Annotated in this window: 12 protein-coding genes; 7 read left to right on the top strand and 5 right to left on the bottom strand. The window is 38.3% G+C overall.

Annotation, left to right across the window (positions count from 1 at the left end; genetic code table 11):
• Window positions 1–1,420: cadherin repeat domain-containing protein (locus ACIR310F_RS24965; protein ID WP_196803240.1), on the top strand; the 1,420-nt coding region annotated here is incomplete at its 5' end.
• 772 nt (window positions 1,421–2,192) lie between these two features.
• Here the strand turns inward: ACIR310F_RS24965 and ACIR310F_RS0118270 are convergent.
• The 3 genes from ACIR310F_RS0118270 to ACIR310F_RS0118260 all read right to left on the bottom strand — a co-directional run bounded on the left by ACIR310F_RS0118270 (window position 2,193) and on the right by ACIR310F_RS0118260 (window position 4,818).
• Window positions 2,193–3,245 carry an anthranilate phosphoribosyltransferase family protein gene (locus ACIR310F_RS0118270; RefSeq protein WP_028085075.1) on the bottom strand — a complete coding sequence of 351 codons (1,053 nt, stop codon included), beginning with the start codon at window positions 3,243–3,245 and terminating at the stop codon, window positions 2,193–2,195.
• Window positions 3,245–4,171 (bottom strand): LysR family transcriptional regulator, encoded by a 927-nt coding sequence (locus tag ACIR310F_RS0118265; RefSeq protein WP_028085074.1) that lies wholly within the window; start codon window positions 4,169–4,171, stop codon window positions 3,245–3,247. Before ACIR310F_RS0118265 ends, ACIR310F_RS0118270 begins: the two co-directional genes overlap by 1 nt.
• 206 nt (window positions 4,172–4,377) lie before the next feature.
• Window positions 4,378–4,818 (bottom strand): QcrA and Rieske domain-containing protein, encoded by a 441-nt coding sequence (locus ACIR310F_RS0118260; RefSeq protein WP_028085073.1) that lies wholly within the window; start codon window positions 4,816–4,818, stop codon window positions 4,378–4,380.
• 600 nt (window positions 4,819–5,418) lie between these two features.
• Here ACIR310F_RS0118260 and ACIR310F_RS0118255 point away from each other — a divergent pair.
• From ACIR310F_RS0118255 to ACIR310F_RS0118235, 5 genes are all read left to right on the top strand, one after another.
• A complete protein-coding gene (locus ACIR310F_RS0118255; protein ID WP_028085072.1) occupies window positions 5,419–6,981 on the top strand; it encodes a ferredoxin--nitrite reductase in 1,563 nt (520 codons plus the stop codon).
• Window positions 6,982–7,119: 138 nt separating this feature from the next.
• On the top strand, window positions 7,120–8,619 hold the full coding sequence (locus tag ACIR310F_RS0118250; protein ID WP_028085071.1) for a NarK family nitrate/nitrite MFS transporter: 1,500 nt from the start codon (window positions 7,120–7,122) through the stop codon (window positions 8,617–8,619).
• Window positions 8,620–8,701: 82 nt separating this feature from the next.
• Window positions 8,702–10,882: a molybdopterin oxidoreductase family protein gene (locus tag ACIR310F_RS0118245; RefSeq protein ID WP_035368431.1), complete on the top strand. Its 2,181-nt coding sequence runs from the start codon at window positions 8,702–8,704 to the stop codon at window positions 10,880–10,882.
• A 238-nt stretch (window positions 10,883–11,120) separates the two neighbouring features.
• Window positions 11,121–11,579: a phosphate-starvation-inducible PsiE family protein gene (locus ACIR310F_RS0118240; protein ID WP_028085069.1), complete on the top strand. Its 459-nt coding sequence runs from the start codon at window positions 11,121–11,123 to the stop codon at window positions 11,577–11,579.
• A 286-nt stretch (window positions 11,580–11,865) separates the two neighbouring features.
• A complete protein-coding gene (locus ACIR310F_RS0118235; RefSeq protein ID WP_035368429.1) occupies window positions 11,866–13,254 on the top strand; it encodes a PrsW family glutamic-type intramembrane protease in 1,389 nt (462 codons plus the stop codon).
• A gap of 16 nt (window positions 13,255–13,270) precedes the next feature.
• Here ACIR310F_RS0118235 and ACIR310F_RS0118230 read toward each other — a convergent pair whose 3' ends face one another.
• On the bottom strand, window positions 13,271–13,900 hold the full coding sequence (locus ACIR310F_RS0118230; RefSeq protein ID WP_028085067.1) for a hypothetical protein: 630 nt from the start codon (window positions 13,898–13,900) through the stop codon (window positions 13,271–13,273).
• Window positions 13,901–13,966: 66 nt separating this feature from the next.
• A complete protein-coding gene (locus ACIR310F_RS0118225) occupies window positions 13,967–15,532 on the bottom strand; it encodes a CHAT domain-containing protein (protein ID WP_028085066.1) in 1,566 nt (521 codons plus the stop codon).
• Window positions 15,533–15,875: 343 nt separating this feature from the next.
• Between ACIR310F_RS0118225 and ACIR310F_RS27090 the strand changes: the two genes are divergently transcribed.
• On the top strand, window positions 15,876–17,117 hold a 1,242-nt coding region (locus ACIR310F_RS27090), incomplete at its 3' end, for an SGNH/GDSL hydrolase family protein (protein WP_051289734.1).

Raw genomic sequence — 17,117 nt, 5'->3', positions numbered from 1 at the left:
ATTCACTATTACCAATAATCAACTTAAAACCAACTCTGTATTTAACTTTGAAGCCAAAAACAGTTACAGGATTCGAATCAAAACCACAGACCAAGGTGGGTTATCCTTCGAGAAACAATTAACCATTGGAGTCAGCAACGTTAACGAAACCCCTACCAACTTAACACTATCCACCAGCACAGTTGCGGAAAACAAGACTGTTGGTACAGTAATTGGTAATCTTTCCACCACAGACCCAGATACAGCAAACACCTTTACTTATAGTTTAGTATCAGGAGGTGGTGCAACTGATAATAGTTTATTCACCATTACCAATAATCAACTTAAAACCAACGCTGTCTTTGACTTTGAAACCAAAAACAGTTACAGCATTAGAGTTAGAACCACAGACCAAGGTGGGTTATTTTTTGAAAAACAATTAACTATTGGAGTCAGCAACGTTAACGAAACTCCTACCAACCTCACTCTCTCTAATAGTGCTGTTGCGGAAAACAAGGTTCTTGGTACAGTGATTGGTAATCTCACCACCACAGACCCAGATACAGCAAACACCTTTACCTATCGTTTAGTCACCGGAACAGGTGCAACGGATAATAGTTTATTCACTATTACCAATAATCAACTTAAAACCAACTCTGTCTTTGACTTTGAAACCAAAAACAGTTACAGTATTCGCGTTCAAACCAGAGACCAGGGTGGTTTAACCTATCAAAAACAATTGACTATAAATATCAGCAACCTAACAGACAATACAATCACTGGTACAGCAAATACAAATAACATCACCACCACCAACGACAAAGATATCATTGATGCAGTTGCAGGAAATGACACAATTACCAGCGTCTTTACCAACTTACAACAAAATGACAACATCAATGGTGGTCTTGGCACAGATACCCTGATTATTACCGGGGGAACAAGTGCTAATAGTCTGACAATTAATGCTAACAACACCACTAATCAAATTGGCAATATTCCCGGAACAACAGTATTAGGATTTGAACGCTTTGATTTAAGTAGCTTTACAGGTAACGTCAATTTTACTGGTACTGATGGTAATGATTGGATTAAAGGTGGTTCTGGTATTGATAATTTATCTGGTGGTAAAGGTAACGACAGCCTGTACTTAGGTAATGATACTGCTGTAGATAACGTTAACTACGTTCTTGGTCATGGTACAGATACAGTTTACCAATTTGTGCGCGGTGCTGGTGGCGATAGACTGAACTTTACAGGTATTGCCAATTTTGATGTCATTACATCAGGTACTTCTACATTAGTGCGAGTTGGGGATGGTATTAGTGGTAATGCTCGTTTTGGTACTGGTCAATTATTAGTTACCTTATACGGTACATCTGGATTTAATAGCACCAATGCGAATGTAAACCTGTTCGGAGGTACTTTCCTATTTAGTTAATAACTTTGTTGGGTTTTCTCAACCCAATAACTTCGGGACTTTGTTGGGTGACGCTGTTGCTTAACCCAACCGACAATTATCACAAAACGCAAAAAAACCGCGAAAAATTTTATTTTCAGGTGTTGACAGAGGATTTTAAAAATGTTATTGTCATATTGACAAGGAAGAACTATATTAAATTACTTAGTAGGGTGTGTTAGCGACAGCGTAACGCACCATTGGTAGAGAGTTTGGGTGTAGAATAGCGATAGCGAAGCGCTGCTGCAAGCAGTTCGCTATAAATGGGCAGCAAGTTCACCTTGTGCAGGCAAGACTTGTACTGAGCTTAGTCGAAGTATGCCCGCACCACAAGAGTTTTATTATTAATATCTATACTTTACTTTGTGAATATTGGAAACTGCTGTAAAATCCCCATCTTCATCCTGTACATCCTTTCATCCTGGACATCCTGATTCTGACATCACCCCACAAAACAACAATTAACGCAAAAAAACCGCGAAAAATTTTATTTTCAGGTGTTGACAAAGGATTTTAAATATGTTATACTTATATTGACGAGCAAGAACTATCTTAAATTATTTAAAGGTAGGGTGTGTTAGCAATTAGTAACGCACCAGTGGTAAAGAATTTGAGTGTAGCATAGCCATAGCGAAGCGCTGCTGCAAGCAGTTCGCTATATAATATAGTAACGCACCATTTTAAATCATTGACATAATCAGAAAATCCCCATCTTCATCTTATACATCCTTTGATCCTGGATATCCTGATATGGCTAACACCACGCTTCGCTGTCAGACATCACCGTACTGATTTCGTCAAGTTTAGCCTTGACTAAACCACTGCTGATTAATGCAGCAGCTTTGTCTATACCCGCTTGCATATCTGGAGAAATACCACTACGCCACAAATAAAAACCACCATTCCATAAAGCTGTTTGCAGCAGTTCGCTGGCGTTTCCCGTCAAAACTCCTTGCAAATCATTGATTAGTTCTGCTGTAGTAGTTAGAGGCACATTTTTAGTTATAAAACCATATTCACGGGGTACGAGTTGTAACCGAGTTAATTCATCTGGATTTAATGAAGATAAGCTAATAATGGCTGTGCGATCGCGTGGTAAATCACAACTACCCTCCAAACCTTTAATAAAAGTATATTCCCTCACCCCACGTAACCCTAAAGCCACTTGAAACATTGCTTCTGTAGGGGGATGAACAAAACCAGCAATAATGTGAGCATCACCAGCGTAGGGACACCAAATTAACTCCATGGTTGCTAATGGTGGACGTTTACCCAATTGCTCACGATATGACCACAAAATTTGATTGAGGGGAAAATGCTTTGGGGTGTAAACAAAGCCAATTCCTGTGGCTTCAAAGACCTGCTGGGTTTGTTCTAGTGTTAAACTAGTCCAATCTATTCCTAAACCTTGCCAAATTTCGATTAAAGGTAGACCGTATTTTGTTGGTAAACGATCTCCTCCGTGCATAATTACAGGTTGTCCCGCAGCAGCTAATAGTAAAGCCGTAATCACATTAATCGGTGCAGTGCGAGTTCTGCCATCATAGGGTATACCTAAAATAATTACAGGTCGTCCTATTGGTTGCAACTTCGGACCGAGTTCATAGTAAGCGTCTAACATCCCTGCTAATTCTGCTCCCGTGGGACGTTTAATGCGGTGAGCAATTAAAAATGCACCAACTTGTACAGGTGTAGCTTCATTTAATAACATCATTCTTGTAGCAGTAGCCGCTTCATCACGGGTTAAATTTTCTGATGTGTGATTTCCGCTACCTATTTTCTGGATAAATTCTCTAAATTTAGTCATTAGTCAGTTGTCATTGCGGGAATATTATTCTTGACAAGTTGCCAAAAGTGTTGTATGGGAGGAATCTGGAGACGGTCGTGAGTGGTTACCATTACTACCCGACGAGTCAAACCAGAATTATCGGCTAAATTGCTATTTTCGGCTAGGGGACGAACCGCAAGGGTAGGATCATTTCTAGATTCTATTAATGCTGACTGGGGAAGTAAAGCAATCAGTTCTCCTTGACGAACTACTCCCCGAAAGGCCTCTAAGGTATTTACTTCTAAAGCCGCGCTGAGTTTGGTTGACTTACTTTCAAATTTATCCTGAATGAGACGCTGCATCCCATAACCTTCTTTAAATACTACTTGACGATAGCGAACTAATTCTAACCAAGGGATAGATTCATATTCAGATAGGGGATGATTAGCTGCGACTAAAACCTCTATTGGTTCATCGTATAGCACTTCTACCACCATTTCCTTGCCTGTAATTAAAAAGCGATTGTGCATAACAATAGCTAAATCTACTAAACCATCTTTGAGAACTTTCAGCGAGCGATCGCTTCCTAAGGAAGTTACCCGCAATTGTACCTCTGGGTAATCATGGCAAAATTTTTGTAACACTGGTGGTAGATAAGAAGCACAAACAGAATGAATGACTGCAATACATAATTCTGGTTGCTTTCCTCCCATTAAGTCCGTTAACTCTTGTGTAGCAGATTCCCATTCTTGACAAATTTTCTGGACACGAGGGAGTAAGCGTTCACCGCCTAAAGTTAATTTAGCATGGGTACTGCGGTGAAACAGTTCTACCCCCAAATTTGCCTCTAGTCCCTGAATTTGTCTACTAATGGTAGATTGGGTAACACCACATTGTTTTGCAGCTTGTTGAAAACTGCCAGTTTGTGCAATCGCCAAAAAGGCTTGCAACTGCTCTAAACGCATTTTGATTTAGCCTGATGATACATGATAAATTTAACGGACTTCACTAATTTTCCGTATAATTTTAATTTAACTAATTTTTAATTCAGTATTTACTGAATACAAATAAATTAGTGGAAATACTAGCTAATAAGTGATCAGTTACTCTGATAGAGAGAGATTATTGAAAAAGGGTTTCCGTCAGAAACCCTGGAGGGTTTCTGAACATCTTAAACTGTTTTCACGAACACAGAACCAGCTTCGATCTTTGTTTGGTAAGTTTTCAGGGGCTTTTTAGCAGGACTCCGTTTGAGTTTACCATCACGAGCAAACTCTGCACCATGGCAGGGACAGACAAATTTATTTTCTTTTGCTTTCCAGTCAATGGTACAACCTTCATGAGAACAAGTAGGATTAACAGCGATTAAACTTTTAACATCTTTCGATGTTCCCACCACCAATACTGCACCAATTGGCGAATTTTCCGCCAATAATTGACCAGTTTTGTCTAATTGTGCCACAGTACCCACCTTTTGCCAGCCTTTTGTAGCAGTATTAGATGTAGAACTAGGTGCTGCGGTTGTTTCAGGAGAACAAGCCGCAATTGCTACAGGTAGGGAACTAGCTAAAAAACCCAACCCCACCCAGTTGATAAAGTCACGACGTTTCATAATTGCTTTTAATAATACCTCATTTATCACCAGTTAATATATTACAGCTATTACAGCAAGTTTAGCTTTCCTTAATGTCTGTACTTCATAATACCGGGAACTGCTGTAATACCGCCAAAGTAATCCCAGTTTTGCATTTTAATATCTTAAGCTGTTGTGCATTTAACTTGTATAAAGTGGATAAGCAAGATGTCTATGCCACAATACCTAAAAATATTTAGGTTATACAATTTAGCCGCGTAACAGCTTAGTCCAATCAAACAACCTTAAAGCTTTTATTTCCTTTTTTAGAAGCATTTATACATGAGATAAATTTTCATCATCATACACAAAATCGTAGAAATTTATACAAGCTCATCTAGAAAAACACACTTCTACTCCATGCAATTAAAGCAACTACTATATCCGTTTTTTGCAAAAAAACTTGATTTTAGTAACCTAGTATACGAATTATTCTAAAAAATCGCACTAAGTTATCAATATCGCAACTGTTACAAACACAAACCAGGAAACTACTATCAGTTATTTCCCCAAAGTGGTAAATACAGAAGTGATGAAAGGGTACACAGTTAATTAAGTCCTGTCTGCCAAGAAAAGACTATGATAGATACAGCAGCTACCACAGAAAAACTGAATAAATTCGAGAAATTCAAAGCCGAAAAAGACGGACTCGCGGTTAAGAACGAAATAGAGCAGTTCGCCCAAATCGGTTGGGAAGCAATGGACGAAAATGACCTTAACCACCGCCTAAAATGGTTAGGTGTATTCTTCCGTCCAGTGACCCCCGGTAAATTTATGATGCGAATGCGGATACCTAATGGTATTCTCACTAGCAATCAATTATCGGTTTTAGCAGAGGTAGTACAGCGTTACGGTGACGACGGCAGCGCTGACATTACCACTAGACAGAATATACAACTACGCGGCATAAAAATTCAAGATATTCCAGATATCTTTAATAAATTTAACAAAGTCGGATTGACTACTATCCAATCTGGAATGGATAATATCCGTAATATTACAGGTGATTCTGTAGCTGGTTTAGACATAAATGAATTATATGATACCAGAGAATTAGTCCAGCAAATCCAGGATATGCTGACTAACAACGGTGAAGGTAATCCAGAATTTAGTAATCTTCCTCGGAAATTTAACATTGCAATTACTGGGGGAAGAGATAATTCAGTTCATGCAGAAATTAACGATTTAGCCTTTATTCCCGCTTTTTTGACAAATCAAGAGCAAATACCAGTCTTTGGCTTTAACGTCATTGTCGGTGGTTTATTTTCCGCAAAACGTTGTGAAACCGCTATTCCTCTAAATGTTTGGGTATTACCGGCTGATGTTGTATCATTATCCAAAGTCATTGTCGAGATATTTCGAGATCATGGTTTACGCGCAAACAGACAAAAAGCCCGGTTGATTTGGCTACTCGATGAGTGGGGTATAGAAAAATTCCGCACTGAAGTAGAAAAGCGTTTTGGTAAATCATTATTACCCGCAGCAGCGAAAGATGAAATTGACTGGGAAAAACGGGATCATCTAGGCATATATAAACAAAAGCAAGCGGGATTTAACTACGCAGGTTTAAATATTCCCGTGGGAAGATTATCTGCTCATGATATGTTGGAAATTGCGCGGTTAGCGGAAGTTTACGGAAGTGGAGAAATCCGGTTTACCGTCGAACAAAATATCATTATTCCTAATATTCCCGATAGTAGTTTAACAACATTTTTCACAGAAGGGATATTAGAGAAATTTGCAGTTAATCCTGGTTTATTAATGGGATCATTGGTATCATGTACCGGCGCACAATTTTGTAATTTTGCCTTAATAGAAACTAAAAATCGCGCCTTAGAAATGATTAAATCATTGGAATCTGAATTAACTTTATCACGTCTGGTGCGAATTCATTGGACAGGATGCCCAAATTCCTGTGGACAACCCCAAGTAGCAGATATTGGCCTCATGGGAACTAAAGTCCGTAAAAATGGGCAAATGTTAGAAGGTGTGGATATTTATATGGGTGGAACAGTGGGGAAAGATGCACATTTAGGAACTTGTGTGAAAAAGGGTATTCCTTGCGAAGACTTACAACCCATATTAAGAGAAATACTAATTACTCAATTTGGGGCAAAATTACGAGAACCAGCAATAGCTTAAAACCAAAAATTAACCTCATAAACTAGATATTAAATCATCTGGCTTTATCAGTGGTTGATAAATCATCAATTTTGGCAATTTAATCATTGTCAGTGAATTTTCATAACCAATATTTCAATTATTTTGTGAGCAAAGAAAATGCTAAAAGGACTATTTTCGCTTCAGGGACGTTATCGAATTTTACATCAGACATGGTTTGCATTTTTCTTAACATTTGTTTGTTGGTTTAACTTTGCACCCTTCGCAACCACAATTGGTAAAGAATTAAATTTAGCACCAGAACAAATTAAAACCTTAGGAATTTGTAACCTAGCATTAACAATTCCTGCGCGGATTATTATTGGGATGTTATTGGATAAATTTGGTCCAAGAATTACCTATTCCCTATTATTAATTTTTGCCGTTATTCCCTGTTTAGCAACAGCATTAGCCCAAGACTTCAACCAATTAGTAATTAGTCGTTTATTAATGGGGATAGTTGGTTGTGGGTTTGTCGTTGGTATTCGCATGGTAGCCGAGTGGTTTCCTCCGAAAGAAATGGGAATTGCTCAAGGTATTTATGGTGGTTGGGGTAACTTTGGAGCATTTGGATCAGAATTTGCATTACCAACAATTGCAATTGCAACTAGCTTTTTAGATGGTGGTTTATCTAATTGGCGTTTAACGATAGCATCAACAGGAATTATTACCGCAATTTACGGATTATTCTATTATCAAAGCGTGCAAGATACACCCCATGGTAAAGTTTATCAGAAACCCAAGAAACATGGCTCATTAGAAGTAACTTCCATCAAAAGTTTTTGGGCGATGATTGTTTCTAATTTTGGTTTAATATTCGCCTTGGGTTTATTAGCTTGGCGCTTAGAACAAAAGAAAATTCATTTTCTCACACTCAGCCAAATGTATATAGTTTGGATTTTCTTAGCAGGATTATTTGCTTATCAAACTTACCAAGCATATCAAGTCAATCAAGAATTATTAACGGGACAAAAAACCTACCCAGCAAATCAACGTTATCAATTTGGACAAGTAGCATTATTAGAATTTACCTACATTACCAACTTTGGTTCAGAACTAGCAGCGGTTTCCATGCTACCTGCATTCTTTGAAAAAACCTTTGGCTTAGAACACGTTCTTGCTGCAATGATTGCATCTATTTATCCGTTTCTTAACTTATTTTCTCGTCCCAGTGGCGGTTTAATTTCTGATAAATTAGGTTCGCGTAAATGGACAATGACCATTATTTCCGCTGGGATTGCAATTGGTTACTTAATGGCACATTTCATCAACAAAGATTGGCCTATTCCCCTCGCAATTGCAGTCACAATGTTTGCTGCTTACTTTGCTCAAGCTGGTTGTGGTGCAACCTATGGAATAGTCCCATTAATCAAAAAAGAAGTAACCGGACAAATAGCCGGAAACGTTGGTGCTTACGGTAACTTTGGTGGCGTAGTTTATCTAACAATCTACAGCTTAACAGACCCATCAACCCTATTTGCCACAATGGGAATAGCCGCCATGATTTGCGCCTTTATGTGTGGATTCTTCCTCAAAGAGCCAAAAAATTCATTTGCATCTGATAATGAAAATGAAGCAGAAATAATTAATCATCAACCAATTTTAATAGCAGAAGAATAAATATCTCACACAGAGGCGCAAAGGTAAGAACATAAACTCTGCGTCTCTGCGTCTTGAGCCTGCAATAAAAAATCCTAAAATCATGAATGAATTTACTAAAACACTTTGTCCTTATTGCGGTGTCGGTTGCGGTTTAGAAGTTTCTCCACCAGCCCAACATGGAAAAGCCACAAATCGAGATGATCAAGGAATTCCAATTTGGCGAGTTAGAGGTGATAAAACCCATCCTTCCAGTCAAGGAATGGTATGTGTTAAAGGTGCAACTATTGCTGAATCTTTGGATAAAAATAGATTGTATCATCCTATGGTACGCGATGCTTTAAATGAAGAATTTCGGCGTGTAAGTTGGAATGAAGCTTTTGATATTATTACCCAACGGATTCAAACATTGCGATTAAATCAAGCCACAGATTCTATCTGTATGTACGGTTCTGGACAATTCCAAACTGAAGATTATTATATTGCTCAAAAGTTACTCAAAGGTTGTTTAGGAACTAATAATTTCGATGCTAATTCCCGGTTGTGTATGTCTAGTGCGGTATCTGGGTACATTCAAAGTTTTGGTTCTGATGGTCCTCCTTGTTGTTACGATGATTTGGAATTAACTGATTGTGCTTTTTTAATTGGTACAAATACGGCGGAATGTCATCCAATTATTTTTAATCGCTTGGAAAAATATCATAAAAAAAATCGTCGTGTTAAAATAATTGTGGTTGATCCTCGGCGCACTCCTACCGCAGAAACAGCCGATTTACATTTAGCTATTCGTCCAGGTACAGATATTGATTTATTAAATGGTATTGCCTATTTATTAATGAAATGGAATTATATAGATACGGTTTTTATTGATGATTGTACTAACAATTTTCCGGCTTATGCGGAAGTAATTCGCCATTATTCACCGGAGGTTGTCGCTAGTCGTTGTAGTATTAGTGTTGAAGATTTAGAAACTGCTGCTAAATATTGGGGTAAATCAAAATCTGTACTTTCTTTATGGTCAATGGGTGTTAATCAATCTTCAGAAGGTACGGCTAAAGTTAGAACTATTATTAATTTACATTTGATGACCGGACAAATCGGTAAACCTGGTGCTGGTCCCTTTTCTTTGACTGGTCAACCTAATGCTATGGGTGGTAGAGAAGCGGGAGGTTTATCACATTTATTACCCGGTTATCGGTTAGTAAAAAATCCACAGCACCGCGCAGAAGTTGAGGCTTTTTGGGGTTTAAAAACGGGTCAAATTTCCCCTGTTCCGGGTTTGACTGCTTGGGAAATGATCACTGGTTTGGAAACTGGAAATGTGGGTTTATTGTGGATTGCTGCGACTAATCCTGCTGTGAGTATGCCAGATTTAGAACGCACTAAAAAAGCTTTATTAAAATCTCCTTTTACTATCTATCAAGATGCTTATTACCCAACAGAAACATCAGCTTATGCTCATGTTTTATTACCTGCGTCCCAGTGGGGTGAAAAAACTGGAGTTATGACTAATTCGGAAAGAAGGGTAACTCTATGTTCGGCTTTTCGTGAACCACCCAGGGAAGCAAAAGCTGATTGGGAAATTTTTGCAGAAGTGGGAAAAAGATTAGGTTTTGCTGATAAGTTTAATTTCCAAAATTCGGCGGAAGTTTATCAAGAATTTGTCCAGTTAACTCGTCAGCGTCCTTGTGATATGTCGGGTTTAAGTCATGGGTTTTTAGCTGCACAAGGTCCAACTCATTGGCCTTATTCACGGGGTAGTAATTCAGAAACTAAACGTCTATATACTAATTTACGTTTTCATACCCCTGACGGACGCGCTAGGTTTGGTGCGTATTATTCTCAAGGACTCGCTGAACCACCTGATCCTAACTATCCTTTTATATTAACTACTGGTAGATTATACGGTCATTGGCACACACAAACACGCACTGGCAGAATTGAGAAAATTCGCAAACTACACCCCCAACCATTTATCGAAATTCATCCCCGTGATGCTGCTGGTTTAGGTATTATTGATAATCAGTGGTTAGAAGTGCGATCGCGTCGTGGTACAACTAAGTTCCCTGCTAAAATTACAAAAGCTATTTCTCCCGGTACTGTCTTTGTCCCTATGCACTGGGGTAAACTGTGGGCTGATAACGCTGAAGCTAATACGCTTACTCATTCAGAAGCCTGTCCTGATTCCCTGCAACCAGAATTAAAGGCCTGTGCTGTGCAATTAATCCCCATTGCTGTAAAATCTAATGTTAAAAGTTATCAACTTCAATCGCCCCCATGGTAAGCTCTTATCCATACACTAATTTAACTGATAACTAATTTAACTCCTAGGCGATTATCAATCGTTATGATTATGTTTTTAAATATTCTGGAAAACAGAAAAGTTTCCCACTAGTTTAAAATTAAGAAACTTCAAAAACTTTTAATTGGTGAATTTTTAATTTTTAATTGTTTATCCCATAGATAAATCTAGGGGATTTTTGTTTGATATTTTCTTCCTAATTTTCAACAAGGAGCGCCCAATGAGAAAGTTAATTAAGGATTTTCTAGGACTTGCCAGCGATAAAAATTTCATGCACATAATTGAAACTGTCGAGGTAATAGTTTCAAAAATCCTATCTTTATTGATGATAATAGTAATATTTGCTACACTTTTTGACTTGGGAATCTTTATTTTTAAGGAAATATTTTCTTTAGGAGAAAATCATTTTAGTCAAACATTATTTAAGATTTTTGGCTTATTCCTGAATGTCTTAATTGCTTTAGAAATATTAGAAAATATCACGGCTTATCTGAAAAAGCAGGTTTTACAAGTCGAGTTAGTGATTGTTACTTCTTTAATTGCTATTGCTCGAAAAATTATTATTCTTGATTTGAAAGCTACTGAGGGTATAGAAATTATTGGCTTAGGTATTGCTATTCTTTCCTTATCAATTAGTTATTTGATAATTCGGAGTAGTAATTCTAGAAAGGAAAATTAAATCAGGACTATTCTAGAATACTCCTTAGGCTAGTAGTCGGGGATCTGACATCCTGGCTTATGCAATTTTTTACTATCACCTATTTGCATATTCTTGTGTAAATTCTGTTTTGATTTTGTATTTTGAGTGGAAACAAAGGGAAGGTTAGTGAAGCTATAGTATATTTATTTAGCAATGGTGCAGCTGTAGAGCTAAAGTACAAAATAGAAAACGCCTAGCATTGCTTTAGCCCTCAGCCACGCTCCCATAAAGCTAGAGAATCTGTTTAGACACCCTCACTAACTAGATGACAGGCAAAAAAGTAGGGGCAACCCCCCGTGGTTGCCCACAGAATGCATTTCTGCGGCTGGTGGCGAAAACGACTGCGCCACGCGAGCTATCGGTTGAAGTTTCAGAGTCAGTATCTCGCTACTGGTTGCTTACTGGCAAAGAAATGGTAATTGGGCGTGACCCTAGCTGCCAAATTGTCTTGGATGCCATGATATACCGGATGGTATCTCGTCGTCATGCGGTAGTTTCCAGTGTTGAACAAAGGAATGGCTATTATAAGTGGATAATTTGCGATTTGAATAGCGCCAATGGGACTTTTGTCAACGGAGAACACTTAGAAGGATGTCAAGAATTACTTATGGGCGATCGCATTTCTCTGGGTACTGATGGACCACAATTTATCTTTGAGTATGAGATTACTCCTCCACCAAAGATGATAGACCTGAATAAAGCTACAGTATTATCCTCTGTTAATAAACACAATTCCTCTTTCAAGCAAGATTCTGTCAGCTTTACACAATTATTTCCGATTATTTCCACTGGTAAGGATTTAACCCGGAAAGCTTACTTAATACCAGGAATCTTGACGGTATTTTTTGTCGTGCTGATGTTTGCTACCGTAGGTCATCCCCAAGCCAATCAAGTAATTGTAGGATCTTATATCGCTTTTGCGGCTTACTACTTTGTTTATCAACTTTGTGGTAAACCTAAACCTTGGTGGGTACTTATGGCTGTAGCATTGAGTACAATGTTAATTTTACTCAGTCCTCTGTTAGATTTATTCATTAAAGTGTTCCGGGATATCTTACCTGGCTCTTTGAACCCTGGATCTCAAAATGAGATTACCTTTACCGAATTACTAGTACGGATGTTTTTTGGGGCGGGATTAATGGAGGAGTTGCTAAAAATATTACCAGTATTAGTAGCATATCTGATCGGAAAATTATTACCGTCACCCTGGCGAGAACGAATTGGGGTTTGGGAACCTCTAGATGGTATTCTCTTGGGTACGGCTTCTGCTGTGGGTTTTACTTTACTGGAAACTCTTGGTCAATATGTACCCTTAATTTCGGAAAATTCTGGTCAGTTGGTGGGTTTACAGCTACTAATTCCCCGCATTTTAGGATCTGTGGCTGGACACATGGCTTACAGCGGCTATTTAGGCTATTTTATTGGTTTGGCTGTGTTAAAACCCCTGAGAGGAAAGCAAATTCTCTCAGTAGGTTATTTGAGTGCCTCTGGACTTCACGCTTTATGGAATGCTACAGGTTCTATTAATGCTTTTTTGTTGGTAGTAGTTGGTGTTTTATCTTATGCTTTTTTAATGGCTGCTATTCTCAAGGCACGAGTATTATCACCAACCAGATCACAAAACTTTGCTACCCGCTTTCTTGATCCAAAATAAACTATGGAGGGTAAAATCAGGGTCTAGGGTTAGATTTTGAAAGATATTCTAGAGCATAATTAGCGATCGCTAAACTAATTTTAGCTTGTTCTATTTCTGATAAATTAGACCAATCTCGATTCTCCAAGTTTTTGATTACAGATGTCAATTTATCTGGTTCACCACTTCGCATATAATAAGCAAAAGGACGGGCTAAAACTAATAGATCGTCTCTGTCCCAATTGGGTAATAAGGTTTGTACACATTCTACTAGTTTCTCACTGGCTGATTTTTCCACCATCAAGACGACCGTAGCTTTTTGCGCGATCTTTGTGAGTAAGACTTCAGGGATCACCGAAAAAGCATTTGACAAAGCTTGTTGGAGATCATTAACTGTATTATTCCTAATATTTTCACTTTCAACCACAGTTTGTCCCCAAATTTTATCTAAATTATGATAAAAATTATTTGCACTTTGTATCAGTTCTATTTCTGAGAAATCCTGCCAGTTAAACTGTTGTTCTAAATCATCAAAATAAGCCTCTGAGGCTACATCACCCGGATTCCATGGGTAAACAGGATCTTCAGATGCTAGCAGTGCTTCTAGTAGTTCTAAATCGAGAGCATTAAAGTCGTTAATATTTTTCATTTTCCTGTCATTATTCATTCGGTCTTGTTGATAGCTACAGCCTCAAGAATTAAGTTTTCGTATTAATTCAATAATTTATTGATATTATTCACGAATAAATTCCCAAATTTCACCCTTATTGCTGCCAAACATTAACTGCATTCCTGATGTTAAAGGTATTTCTTCCCGCAGGATCTGTTGCCAACCCTTGGGGCTTAAATACCAGGTAGTTCCATAAGTAGATACATCTTGCAGGTAATAAATTGTACTCAATGTATTTTCACTCAGGGTAGTTCGGCATAAGATTTTCGCGTGGTGTCTAGAAATATAAATTTCCGGGATCACAATATCATTATCCCTGGTGCGGCCAATGCGGGTGACTCCAGGTCCTAATAACCAAGTTTTCCCTCCGGGTGAGAGCGATCGCATATAAGCTGTATTTACAGGTGAATATATGCGAGAATCGGGAATTTCTGTAATTCCTTCATCTACACTTTTAATCAGTTTTCCGTCAAAATCAGGATGGAGGTAGAGAACTGGTAATGTCCAAGCTGGTTGATTGAATTTATACAGTGTTAATAATTCTTGTCTCGCGGTTGCTACTGCTTCATCAATGAATTTGCCCCGTCGTAGTGCTTCCGCAAAAGCTTTAATAAAACTATGACTTTCTGTATCAGTAATTTCATCAAGCATCCCTAATACAGCAGGTACACCATGGCGAATCAGCACCTCTGCTAAACTACTCGCAGGTATAACTTGATCATTGATTGCTGCTGGTCGCGCTCCCCAACAAGCGTTAAAAACTCCCAGTTTTACACCTGTACGAGTGAGGACATGAGCTAATTCTATGCCATTAATTTTGTCTCCAGTTCCTAAAAATAATAAGCCTCCATCTGGGTCTGGTAGTCCGTGTCCCGCATAAAACAAAACATTATAAGCCTTGGTTTCTAACTCCTGAATTAACTCTGTCCTAGTAGGTTGTATCAGTGTTTTCATTGTACAAGGTGCATATTCTGAGGCGGTTTTTCCCACAGGACGATCTTCTAATAAGATCTTTTTCAGTAAGGACGCTTCCTGATCTAGTTGTAATTTATGATCACGTCCTAACACAACCAGAATATTTAAAGCTTTATCAGTTCGTAAATGTGATAAAGGTTCAACTTCATTGCTGGTACGACTAAATAAAATATCCTGGGTTAGAGATATAGCCGGTTGTCCGGCTTGTGGCTGCATAATTTCCCAAGGTAAGGCAATTAGTTCAGGATCACGAATTTCCAAACGAAAGCGTAATTGCCTTTTTTGCCCCGTAGCCATACCCCGGCTACGTTCCCAACTACTAAGAATCACTCCATCAAATACCCACTGCCATAATTTGATGCCCAAGGATTGCATTAAACGAACACTGTAAGGACTGGTAGTTTGACCTTCAACTGCTGAAATTTCAGCTAGGGGTAAGCTAACTGATGGAAAAGTTGAAGCATGGGTAATATCTAGGGGACTATTACTGGCAAACATTTGTCGCCATTGTTGCCAAACTTGATTAAGTTCGGCAGAAAAAACACAATCACGGAGAACATAGCCACTGGGATAGGGAGCTTTAACTACCCAAATGACGAAATTATCCGTACCAGTATTGACTAGACGGGCGATCGCTAAATTCAGACCGGACATGGCTTGGGGGAACTAAATGTTCAAAAAACAGATACAAATATTCTAGGCAGAAAGGAAAATTAGACAAGCAAGTATTTTTGCCATGGATAATATTTATTTTTAGACAATATAGTGTAAAATAGTTTCGTTTCTATCATCACTCAAGTTATCACTATTCGCCAATTTTACTAACGAAAAACGTTAATAACTATACATACATTAGCATGACAATTACAGTTAAAAACCCTAATAGAGTGCCGATTTTAAATAGTGCGATCGCCGATCAAAATGCTAAGGTCAATTCTACCTTCACATTTACACTGCCTTTTCCGACCTAGACGCAGTTAATCCTTATAAGAACCTGGTGATCTTTGGTGACAGTTTATCAGATACAGGTAACGCCTACCAAGCATCAGGTAACACCTTTCCACCACCACCTAATTATCAAGGTCGTCTTTCTAATGGCTTAATTTGGATTGATTACCTGGCACGAAATTTACAATTTACAGACCAATCAATTGAAAACTTCGCCTTTTTGGGGGCAAATACAGGGGTAAGCAACACTTTTGGGCAAATCACCGTACCTGGCTTACTAACACAAATTCAGCAATTTAAAACTTTAAATACCGCCACACCCGTGGGTAAAGATGGATTGTACGTAATCTGGGCTGGTGCTAATGATTTTCTGAATCTTGCCACCGATCCTACTCAAGCTGTAACTAATGCAGTTACTAATATTAGTAGTGCGATTACAACGTTAGCAGAATTAGGTGCTAAAGAAATTGTTGTTGGCAATTTACCAGATTTGGGTGCTACTCCTTTAAGTATTGCTAATAATAATGTAGATAATGCCAGATTAATTTCTATTGGCTTTAATGCAGCTTTAACCCAAGCTTTAACCAACTTAGAACCAGTCCTCAATGTTGATTTATCTTTAGTAGATATCTTTGGTTTGAGTGCAGCATTTCAGGCTAATCCTGCTAGTTACAACTTTACTAATATTACCCAACCTCTAATTACAGCCACTAATCCAGTTGACCCAAATCAATACGCTTTCTGGGACGATTTTCATCCCACGACAAAACTTCATCAATTAGTCACGGGTACATTTGAAAATACGCTGCTCAATAATGGCGTAATTCCTGATTTGATTAAATATTCAGCTACTTTAGCTGATGGTAGTAATTTACCAGACTGGCTGAATTTTAACTCTACAACTCGAACCTTTACTGGTACTCCTAAAACAGCAAATATAGGTCAATTAAATGTCAAGGTGATTGCTACAGATAAGGACGGAGCGAATGTTAGTGATATCTTTACTCTCTATGTAGGAAACGTCAACAATGCACCTACTAACATCACCATAAATAATAGCAACATTGCCGAAAACCAAGCCATTGGTACAGTGGTTGGTAATCTTTCCACTACAGACCCAGATACAGTAAACACCTTTACCTATAGTTTAGTATCAGGAACAGGTGCAACTGATAATAGTTTATTCACTATTACCAATAATCAACTTAAAACCAACGTTGTCTTTGACTTTGAAGCCAAAAACAGTTACAGCATTAGAGTCAAAACCACAGACCAGGGTGGGTTGTCCTAC

The organism is Dolichospermum circinale AWQC310F (assembly GCF_000426925.1).
Taxonomy (GTDB): domain Bacteria; phylum Cyanobacteriota; class Cyanobacteriia; order Cyanobacteriales; family Nostocaceae; genus Dolichospermum; species Dolichospermum circinale.
This window is presented reverse-complemented; position numbering and strand designations above follow the sequence as displayed.